The organism is Acidobacteriota bacterium (assembly GCA_012729555.1).
In the GTDB taxonomy this organism is placed as follows: domain Bacteria; phylum Acidobacteriota; class UBA6911; order UBA6911; family UBA6911; genus UBA6911.
In genome coordinates this window covers 1-9,818 of record JAAYCX010000078.1, presented here as the reverse complement: position 1 = coordinate 9,818, position 9,818 = coordinate 1, and the positions used below count along the sequence as shown (strand labels likewise).

Sequence of the window (9,818 nt, the reverse complement as noted above, 5' to 3'; positions counted from 1 at the left end):
GTTTTGTATCCGTTGCTCAAATGCGCCTGCGGCGGCTCAGGGCGCCGGCGGGGAGACCGGTCTCGCGTCAGGTGGGAAGCCACGATTGACAAAACCGTCAAAAGGCTGGCGGGCATCGCTGCTTTCATCCCTCGCATGGGTGTCCAGAAGCATGGTGATGTCTCCGCGTGGGGATGCAGGAGGCGGAAAGGGTGCGTGCTGGGAGCGGGAGCTTTCTGAACCTTGAGATGGGAGGATGATGCAGAATGGTAATAAAGTAACAATAATGAGATATAAGGCCTAATATATAAAGAAAGACATTAAGAAAAAGTGTGGCAACCGGCCCTGAAGAGAGCAAGCGGTCGTAGGCATTCGTGTCGCGGATTTTCCGGCCCGGCATGAACTCTGAGGTGAGCAGGGGAGGGCGATGACAGCCTCGTTGTGGCCGGCAATGGGTGTCCACAATCTTTACCGCGCTAGACCGGTAGTGAGTGTCCACGATTGGAGAACCGCACGGCGGAGCGGGTGGCCCGCTGGCAAGGCAGGGTTATGAAATGGGTGTCCAGACTTGATGCTTGCGGGGCATGGTGACGGGTTATGGATGTCCCTTATTGGAAATGGAGTGTGCCGAAACGCTCGGCGACGTGGAAATTCGGCCTGGGGGTGAACGTCGGGCGCCATGCGGAGTAGAAGCGGTCGGGTTCACGCCCCTCTATACGGAAGAAATTGATTTTCCATGCGTTCTCGGGATCAAAGGCGGTGTCCAGGCACCGGAGGGGAAGGGTCATTTCGGCGGACCAGAACCCGGAATCGGGCCGCACCTGTACCCTGGTCCGCAGATCCCACTCGAGATGCCGCTTTTCTCCCGGGGCGATCGCCAGGTCCAGCCAGTCGCCGCCGGGGCCGATTTCGAATTCCCGGTAGCAGCGGGGCGGATCGGCTGCGGTCTGGATGAAAACCTCGGCCACATCCCGCAGCCAGAGCCCGTCCCTCCGGCAGGGGGGGCCTTCGTAGATGTACAGATTCCGGTAGCGGCAGTGAAACCGGATGTGGACGTCATCCTTCGACCAGAGCATGCGCACGCGCGTTTCGCGTTCCGGGTCGGGTGCTTCTCCGCGCCAGTCGGCGGAGAAGCGGACCTCCGCGGCCCGCTCCCAGTCCGCCTCATCCGGGAACCCCTCGGCCGCCCGCATGCGCCCGGCCACGATCATGTCCGCCATGCTCGATCCTCCCCAAGGTCTGTCATTTGGAAAATTCCCGTGTATATAATAAAACACAGGTATTCAACGGGAGGAGATTATGCGACTGAGCGCCAGAAATATCCTGAAGGGCAAGGTCAAGGAGATCAAGGTGGGGGCGGTCAATGACGAGATCATCCTGGAGATAAGCCCGGGAGTGGAAGTGGCCTCCATCATCACCAAGGAATCGGCCGAAAACCTCAAACTTGCCGTGGGCAAGGAGGCCTATGCGGTGATCAAGGCTTCCAGCGTCATGATCGCGGTGGATTAGCCTGGGACCCATGCGAGGGTAAACTGACCGTTTATCTCCGCTCCTTCCCGGGAATATTTCTTGCGTCTAGCGGCGCTCATCCACTGCCCGGCGGATGGCCCGAATGTGCTCGGGGCCGGTCCCGCAGCAGCCGCCGATGATCTGGATCCCGATCTCCAGCAGTTCCGCCGCCCTGGCGGCCATGAACTCCGGTGTCTCGGGATAGACCAGTCCGGAATCCATCACAACGGGAAGTCCCGCATTCCCGTTGATGGCTATGGGCTTCCGGGTGCAGGCGCGAAATTCCCGGGCGATGGAAACCATGTCCTCCATTCCGTTGCCGCAGTTGGAGCCGACGATGTCGGCGCCTGCGTCGAGGAGCGCTTCCGCCGCGTTGCGAACGGAATCCCCCGTCATGGTCGAAAATCCCTGGGGAGATTTCTGGAAGGACATTGTAGCCATGACCGGGATCTTTGGGGAGACCGCTCGCGCCGCCCGGACGGCGAGCACCGCCTCCGTGGTGTCGGTCATGGTTTCGATGCAGATCATGTCGGCGCCGGCCGAGACCAGGGCGCGGAGTTGCCGCTCGAAGCTCGCGGAGATTGCCGCCGGTTCAGCGTCTCCGGCGGGGCGGAGCGACAGAGCGGAAGGTCCGACTGAACCCGAGATGTAGGCCTTGTGGGAAACAGCCCGACGGACCGCTTCCACGGCGAGGCGGTTGATGGCTTCCGTGTCCTTTTCCAGGCAAAACTGCCGGAGACGCAATGGGGAAGCGCCGAAGGTATTTGTGGTCATGATCTCCGCGCCGGCGGCGAGGTAAAGGGCGGCGACCTCTTCGAGGACCTCCGGCTTCAGGAGGTTGTAGGATTCCGGCGGGTCTCCCCGTCTGAGCCCACGCTTCATGAGCTCCGTGCCTATGGCGCCGTCTCCCACGATGACGTCGCCCCGCTGCAGACGTTCCAGGATGCTTTCCATGAGATACCTTGTTGGTTTTCAGGTGCCGGTTTGGATGCGCGCCGCTGCCCGCCGCCCATCAGCCGGGTTCCTGCTCCAGAATTCTCAGCCTCTGAATGCATTTCTTTTCCCGGCAATGGGGACAGAAGGAGAAGCCGGGTGAAAACCGGTGGATCTCTATATCGCCCGCGACCAGGATGCCGGAGATCGATTTGAACGGGGCCATCACCCAGTTGGGCCTGAGAGTGATGCCGATCTCCTCCGGGCGCAGCCTTTCGAACAGCTTTTCCTGGCCCGACATGTGCCAGCCGCAGTGACCGGGACAGTAATACTGGACCCTGACATCGCGCTCCCGGGTCAACCCTTCGGGCAGGCGTTCCATGAATTTTCGGCACATCAGCCTGCCGAGCCGTTCGGCCCCCGCGCTGTTGACGGCGTCGAGCATGAAGCCGAGCGCCGCCTCCTTTTCCTTGAACAGGTCTCCCGCCTTCGTGGCGAGGGCATCTCCCATGGTCGCGGCAAAGAGGGCCACGGCGTCCGCGCGCGGGACGATGCCGGGTACCGGGCCGTCGGCCGCGTTCAACCCTTTCCCCGCGTAGAGAGCCTCGAAATCGGAAATGTCCAGGTCCTCAAAGAGCCCCTGCGGTTCGGCAAGCTGCCCGAACAGATCAATGGCGGTATCCAGGAGCATGGAAATCCTTTCGGGCAGGCCCTTCCTTCCCGCCATGCCCTGGTATTGCAGCACCTCCTCCCTGGTGGGGACGATGTTCTTGACGTCGAGACGAAATACCTCTCTCATTCCCCTCCCCCGGTTCCTCCCAGATTCTGCCCGGAAAAGAAGAAGGCTGCAAATACTTTTCCCCCCGGCTCCTCCCGTCCGTGAAGGCGGGAGTGGTGTCTTTTCCCATGGCCACCTCGAAGGGTGCATGCCCAGGTTCGCCTCATCTCCATGACTGCCCCCTCCCCCCGCCGTCTGCGATGTGGGTGTCCACAAACCGCGTTTTGCGGTAGATACCTCGAAAAGTGGGTGTCCAGGATCTCCGGTTCCGGCCCGGGCATCGGAAGTGGGTGTCCAGGATCACCGTTCCCGGCCCGGGCATCGGAAGTGGGTGTCCACAGACGCTTCGCGGGGTTGATGTCCATGATTGCCTCCATGGCCCACAACCGCCTCGAAAGGTGGATGTCCATCATTGACTCCCTGGCTCACAACCGCCTCGAAAAGTGGATGTCCATGATTGCCTCCATGGCTCACAACCGCCTCGAAAAGTGGATGTCCACGTTTGCCTCGCGGGTTACTAAATTCTTGACGGATTTTCCTTAAGCTGCAAAAGTACTATGACTTGGCCTGGCAGCGGTGAACGGGGGGGGGATGGCGTCCATTCCGATTGAGAACACGCGCAATATCGGCATCATCGCGCACATCGATGCGGGGAAGACCACCGTGAGCGAGCGCTTCCTCTTCTACTCGGGGCAGACCCACCGCATCGGGGAGGTGCACGACGGCGCGGCGGTCATGGACTTCCGCGCCGACGAGCGGGAGCGGGGGATCACCATCTCCGCCGCCGCGACCACCTTCGCATGGAACGGCCGCCGGATCAACCTCATCGACACCCCCGGACATGTCGATTTCACCGCCGAGGTGGAGCGGAGCCTCCGGGTGCTCGACGGGGCCGTCGTCGTTTTTTCCGGGGTCGAGGGGGTGGAGCCCCAGAGCGAAACCGTGTGGCGGCAGGCCGATCAATACCGGATCCCCCGGATCGCTTTCATCAACAAGCTGGACCGGGCCGGGGCCGATGCCGTGCGGGTGCTCGGGCAGGTCCGGAACCGGCTGGGGGCGAATGCCGCCTTCGTCAACCTCCCCCACGGGTCGGAGAGCGGGCTTGACGGGGTGATCGATCTGCTGGGCTGGAACCTCGTGCTGTTCGATCCCTCCACGCGCGGGCAGCGGTTCGAAGCTCGGGAAATCCCTCCCGACCTCCTCCCGATGGCCGAGGAGGCCCGGGACCGCCTGGTGGAAGTCGCGGCCGAGAGCGTGGACTGGCTCGCCGATCGCTACCTCGGGGGGGAGCGTGTCGGCTCGAAAGACCTCCGCTCCGCGATTCGCGAAGCAACCCTGTCGGGGCGGCTGGTCCCGGTCCTCTGCGGCGCCGCCCTGCGCGACCTCGGCATCCAGCCGGTCCTGGACGCGGTCTGCGATTATCTCCCCTCTCCCCTCGAGCGCCCCCCCTCCGACGGGCATCATCCCGACAGCGGGGAGCCGGAGCGCCGCCCCTCCTCCCCCGAAGCCCCTTTTTCGGCGCTGGTCTTCAAGGTGGTGGCTACCTCCAGCACCGATTTTCACTGGCTGCGGGTTTATTCGGGCTCCATGACGACGGAAGAGCGCTGCTACCAGCCCCGGCTCAAGAGCCGGCTGCGGCTGCGGCGGATCCTGCGCCTGCACGCCGACCGGACGGAACCGGTCGAGGAGGCGCGCTGCGGGGATATCGTGGCGGTGCAGGGTCTCCGGGACGTGGCGACGGGCGACACGCTGTGCGACCCCGGACACCCGATCACCTACGAGCCGATCCATTTCCCGCAGACCGTCGTGTCGATGGCGGTGGAGACCCGGACGTCGGCCGACCGGGACCGTATGTTCGAGGTGGTGAACCGGCTGCTGCGCGAGGATCCCACCCTCAGCGTCGGGACGGACGAGGAGACCGGCCAGATGATCCTTTCCGGGATGGGCGAACTCCACCTGGAGGTCGTACGCAACCGGATGGAGCGGGAATTCAACGTCGTGGCGTTCTTCGGGCGCCCCCGGGTTTCGTATCGCGAGACGGTGCTGGGGAGGGGCGTGGGGAAGGGGGAGTTCGACAAGCGCATCAACGATGTCGCCGTCAGCGGGCGGGCGGTGGTGGAGGTGCTCTCCCGTCCCAGGGAGCGGGGGGACCGGAGCCTCCCCCCCGTGGAGGTGGATGTCTCCCGGATCGCCCGGGCGCTCACCCCCTCGCTCGAGCGCGACGCGCGCGACATCCTCGAACGCGGCTGCACCTCGGGGGGGACGCACGGTTATCCGGTGGTGGACCTCAGGGTGACCGTCCTGGAGTTCCGTCACAACGACCCGCCCGATCTTTCCGTCCCCCTGCTGGGGACCCTGACCCTGGCGCTGCGCCAGGCGCTCGCGGAGGCCGAGACCCAGGTGCTCGAGCCGGTCATGAGCCTCGAGGTTCGGGTTCCGGACGATTGCCTGGGGGCCGTCATGCGGGATCTTGGGGCCCGGAGGGTGGAGATCAGGGAAACGGGGCTCGAAGGGGGCTTCACCCTCATCCGGGGCCTGGCGCCCCTTTCGGAGATGTTCGGGTACTCCACCCAGATGCGGTCGATCACGCAGGGGAGGGGGAACTTCGCGATGGAGCCCTTCGATTATCAACCCGCCAGATCCTGGGTGTGACCCTTTTCCCCCGGCCGGTTTCTCTCCCCTGTCTTCCTTTCCTGCCGCCCGTCCGTTTCCGGGGCCTATTTCAGCAGCCGGAACAGGTTGCTGTAGTCGTCGGTGAACATGAGGGGCCGGTCGTCCCCTTCCCCCCACGGCGTGACCGCCCTCAGCACATCACGGTTTGACAGGAATTCCCGGTTGGAGGTGAGGAGCACCCAGCTGGTGGGGTCGGTCTCCTGCAGCCCGCTGCCGGGGTCCTCGACGAGCAGCACCTTCGTCCCTTCCTCCTCGTGGATCCGCCCGAGGCTCCTGAGGACCGGGTTCAGGTTGAAATAGCGGCTGCTGGTGTGTACGGCCAGGATCCCATCCTCATCGAGGTGCCGGCGGTAGATTTCGTAGCACTCCCGCGTGAGGAGGTGCACCGGCACGGCGTCGCTCGAGAAGGCGTCGAGCACCAGGAGGTCAAACGCGCCCTCCCGTCCCTCGCGCAGTTCCCGCTCCATCGAGATGCGCGCGTCGCCCGGTACGATCTCGGTCCGGGCCGGGGTGTCCTCAAGGTAGGTGAAATGTTTTTGCGCGAAGCGCGTCACCTCGGGGTTGATTTCGTAAAAGCGGAAATAGTCCCCCTCCTCCCCGTAGGTCGCGATCGTCCCCGTCCCCAGCCCGATGACGCCGATCCGCAGGCTGCGCTGCTCCGGGTCGAGCCGGCGGGGGTGGTTCATGACGGCGACCCCTATGCCGCTCGCCGGGCCGTAGTAGGAGACGGGCCAGTAGCGTTTCTCCTCGTGGTCATACTGGTAGCCGTGCACGATGCGCCCGTGCATGAGGGTCCGGTGACGCTCCCCGGGATCCCCCCGGTCGTCGCCATAGACCTTGAGCACCCCGAAGAAATTCCGCTTCACCTCCACGGCGTCCTCGAGCCCCCTCGAGATATGAAGGCCGAGGGCGGTCGTCAGCCCGAGAAACCAGAGGGCGGCGACGGCCCTCACCGGGAGACCCCGGCCCTGGCCGGCGCGGCTGCGGAAAAGAAAGGCCAGCGCCACCAGGGCGACCGCGCCGAGGCCCAGGTGAAACTCCCAGTAGCCCCGGAACAGCCGGGGCGCCAGGAGGTTCACGAACACCCCCCCCATCGCGCCCCCGGCCGAGATCATCAGGTAGAACGACGTCAGGTGGCGCGGCGCGGGCCTCAGCCGCACCAGTTCGCCGTGGCACACCATCGAGCAGACGAAGAGGGTGAGGGTGTAGGCCGCGATCTGGATGGGGAGGGGAACATAGACGTCCCTGTAAAGGATCACGCAGATCCCGGCCAGGGCGACGGCCAGGCCCGGGCCGAAAACGGCGCGCGAATACCAGCGCTCGCTGTGAAAGCAGAGGATGAATGAAAGGAGGTACACCCCCATCGGGAGGAGCCAGAGGAGCGGGATCGCGGCGGCGTCCAGGCAGAGCTGGTTGGTCGTCGCCAGCAGCATGACGGAACTGAGCCCGGGGAGGAGGAGCCAGGGCCACCAATCCCGCGCCGTCGGCGATTCGGATGTCCCCTCAACCATGGCGGGCATCGGGCTCCCTGCGATGGAGGGGGTCGGACTCCCGGGGATGGAGGGGGTCGGACTCCCGGGGACGGAGGGGATCGGACTCCCGGGGACGGAGGGCGTCGAACTCCCGGGCAGTGGGGTCAGCGCGGCCGCCCCCGGGGAAGCCCCGGCCACGGCATGCGGGGAGGATTTCCAGAGGCGCCAGGCGCAGGCGGCACTGAGCGCGCCGAAAGCCACGTAGAGGAGCGACCATATGAGGGTCTGGTTTCCCAGCCGCAGGTTCGGTTCCACCACCAGCGGGTAGCCCGCGATGGCCGTGAGCGAGCCGAGGTTGGCGAGGGTGTAGAGGCGATAGGGCTCGACCCCGGGTCGGATGCGGCTGTGCCAGGCCTGCAGCATGGGGCTGGTGGCCGAGAGAAGAAAGTAGGTGGCGCCCACGCTGACGAGAAGCACCCGGAGGATGTCCAGGGTCGGGGTGGCGATATCCGCCGCCAGCCCGCTCCGGGAGGGGGCCAGGGGCAGGAAGGCGAGGGAGAGCGCGAGGAGGATCCAGGTGGCCAGCGCCTGCGCCCTCGGGGGAAAGCGGCGTGCCGCCAGGTGGGCCCAGCCGTAACCGGCCGTGAGGACGACCTGAAAGAAAAGGAGCGACGTCGTCCAGACCCCGGGGCCGCCGCCGAACCAGGGGAGGATATACTTCGCCAGGAGCGGCTGCACCAAAAAGAGCAGGAAAGCGCTGAGAAACACCGTGATCCCGTAGATGCCCATGCCCCCCTGTCCGTCGTGGCAGCCGGCCCCGGCCGTTCGCCCCGATCGCTCGTCCCGGCCGTTCGCCCCGATCGTTCGTCCCGGCCGTTCGCCCCGATCGTTCGTCCCGGCCGTTCACCCCGATCGCTCGCCCCGGCCGTTCGCCCCGATCGTTCGTCCCGGCCGTTCGCCCCGATCGCTCGTCCCGATCGCTCGTCCCGGCCGTTCGCCCCGATCGCTAGCCCCGGCCGTTTGCCCAGGTTGTTTGCCGCAATCGTTCGCTTCGGTCGTCCGCCGCGCTTTTTCGCGGCGTTGGTTACGCGACCGCATTATAGGGAAGAGTACCGCCTCCTGTCCGAAAAAAATCCCTTTCCGGCGCCCGCGTCCCGCCGTGACGGGGTTTAGCCGGCGATTTTTTGCTTGTGCCGGGAGCAAGGAATGCCCTATAAGGCGGGTAATTCATTCGCAGCCCCGAAATCAGGATTCAGCTGGAGGTGGGACGTATGCCTGCCGGAACTGACGGACCCCGTTTCTACGGGTGGGTCAACCTCGCCATCGCCGCCGTGATGGGCATCATCGGAGGATTTTACATCATCTCCTTCAGCTATTTCCTGCCGTTCTGGGTGGAGGAATTCGGCTGGAACCGCGGCGTCGTCTCGCTGGCCGCTACCATCAACCTGATCGCCCTGGGCGTGAGCAGCCCCCTGGCGGGTGCGTTTATCGTCCGCCACGGCGCCCGCCGGGCCATGGTGCTCGGGAATCTGCTGGGCGGCGCCGGTTTCCTTCTCCTCTGCTTTCATTCCCGGCTCTGGGAACTCTTTCTCGGATACGGCCTCCTGGTCGGAACCGGGGCGGGGCTGGGGGGGATGCTGGCGTCCACCACGGTGGTGAACAACTGGTTCATTAAAAGAAGGTCGCTCGCCCTGAGCCTGTTTCTGGCAGCCGGAGGCTTCGGGGGCATGGTCCTGGGGCCGGCCATCATGCAGCTGATCGGGACCATCGGATGGAGGGCGACGTTTCTGGTGATCTCCCTGATGGTGCTCCTCTTCGCGGTGATCCTGCCCGCTTGCCTGATCCGGAACCGGCCGGCGGACATGAACCAGGTCCCCGACGGCCTCGCCCCGGACGCCGCGTCCCCCGGCGCGGCCGCGCGGCCGATGACGGGCTACCGGACCGCGGTCGATTTTACCCTCGGGGAGGCCCTGCGCACGCGCAGCCTGTGGCTCCTCATCGCCTATTTTTGCATGAATATGCTGGCCGTGGGGGCGCTGATGACGCACCAGGTGGCCTATCTGTTCGATGTCGGCCTCGGCGCCACCCTTGCGGCCGCGGCGCTCGGCGTCATGAGCGGGGTCATGGCCTTCGGCCAGTTGAGCGTCGGGTTTCTCGGCATGCGCTACAGCATGCACGCCATCGCCGTCAGCTCGGAGATCCTGAAACTCGCTGGCCTGTGCATCCTGCTGGTGGCGCATTCGGTCCCCATGGTATTTCTCTATATGACCGTCCTGGGCGCCGGCTTCGGCGGAGTGATGGCGGCCACCATGAATATGATCCCCAATTACTTCGGGGCCTCGGATTATCCCAGGATCATGGGGTGCGTCCGGCTCTTCTGGACCTTCATCGGCGGCGCCGGGGCTCCCCTTGCGGGCCTCGTCCGGGAAGCGAGCGGCAGCTACACCCCCGCCTTCCAGGGGGCGGTCGTGGTG

Annotated in this window: 7 protein-coding genes; 3 read left to right on the top strand and 4 right to left on the bottom strand. The window is 65.1% G+C overall.

The genetic code is table 11. The annotated features are described in order from the left end of the window. Positions 1-587: 587 nt before the first annotated feature. A complete protein-coding gene (locus tag GXY47_13590) occupies positions 588-1,199 on the bottom strand; it encodes a hypothetical protein (protein NLV32175.1) in 612 nt (203 codons plus the stop codon). A 79-nt stretch (positions 1,200-1,278) separates the two neighbouring features. Here GXY47_13590 and GXY47_13585 point away from each other — a divergent pair, with 79 nt between their 5' ends. Continuing rightward, the gene (locus GXY47_13585) at positions 1,279-1,488 is read left to right on the top strand and encodes a TOBE domain-containing protein (GenBank protein NLV32174.1); all 210 of its coding nucleotides are present in this window, start codon (positions 1,279-1,281) and stop codon (positions 1,486-1,488) included. 66 nt (positions 1,489-1,554) lie between these two features. Here GXY47_13585 and GXY47_13580 read toward each other — a convergent pair whose 3' ends face one another. Both GXY47_13580 and GXY47_13575 read right to left on the bottom strand, forming a co-directional pair. Further along, on the bottom strand, positions 1,555-2,442 hold the full coding sequence (locus tag GXY47_13580) for a hypothetical protein (protein ID NLV32173.1): 888 nt from the start codon (positions 2,440-2,442) through the stop codon (positions 1,555-1,557). A gap of 58 nt (positions 2,443-2,500) precedes the next feature. Further along, entirely contained in the window at positions 2,501-3,220 is a 720-nt protein-coding gene (locus GXY47_13575) for a hypothetical protein (GenBank protein NLV32172.1), read from the bottom strand. A gap of 570 nt (positions 3,221-3,790) precedes the next feature. Between GXY47_13575 and fusA the strand changes: the two genes are divergently transcribed. Continuing rightward, a complete protein-coding gene (gene fusA / locus GXY47_13570) occupies positions 3,791-5,851 on the top strand; it encodes an elongation factor G (protein ID NLV32171.1) in 2,061 nt (686 codons plus the stop codon). Positions 5,852-5,916: 65 nt separating this feature from the next. Here the strand turns inward: fusA and GXY47_13565 are convergent, their stop codons facing one another. Continuing rightward, the gene (locus GXY47_13565; protein NLV32170.1) at positions 5,917-8,133 is read right to left on the bottom strand and encodes a fused MFS/spermidine synthase; all 2,217 of its coding nucleotides are present in this window, start codon (positions 8,131-8,133) and stop codon (positions 5,917-5,919) included. Between the two features lie 482 nt (positions 8,134-8,615). Here GXY47_13565 and GXY47_13560 point away from each other — a divergent pair. Continuing rightward, on the top strand, positions 8,616-9,818 hold a 1,203-nt coding region (locus GXY47_13560; protein ID NLV32169.1), incomplete at its 3' end, for an MFS transporter.

Excerpts from the sequence above, each read along its gene's own strand:
- GXY47_13590 (NLV32175.1), bottom strand. The coding sequence starts at position 1,199 with ATGGCGGACATGATCGTGGCCGGGCGCATGCGGGCGGCCGAGGGGTTC.
- GXY47_13585 (NLV32174.1), top strand. The coding sequence starts at position 1,279 with ATGCGACTGAGCGCCAGAAATATCCTGAAGGGCAAGGTCAAGGAGATC.
- GXY47_13565 (NLV32170.1), bottom strand. The coding sequence starts at position 8,133 with ATGGGCATCTACGGGATCACGGTGTTTCTCAGCGCTTTCCTGCTCTTT.
- fusA (NLV32171.1), top strand. The coding sequence starts at position 3,791 with ATGGCGTCCATTCCGATTGAGAACACGCGCAATATCGGCATCATCGCG.
- GXY47_13580 (NLV32173.1), bottom strand. The coding sequence starts at position 2,442 with ATGGAAAGCATCCTGGAACGTCTGCAGCGGGGCGACGTCATCGTGGGA.
- GXY47_13575 (NLV32172.1), bottom strand. The coding sequence starts at position 3,220 with ATGAGAGAGGTATTTCGTCTCGACGTCAAGAACATCGTCCCCACCAGG.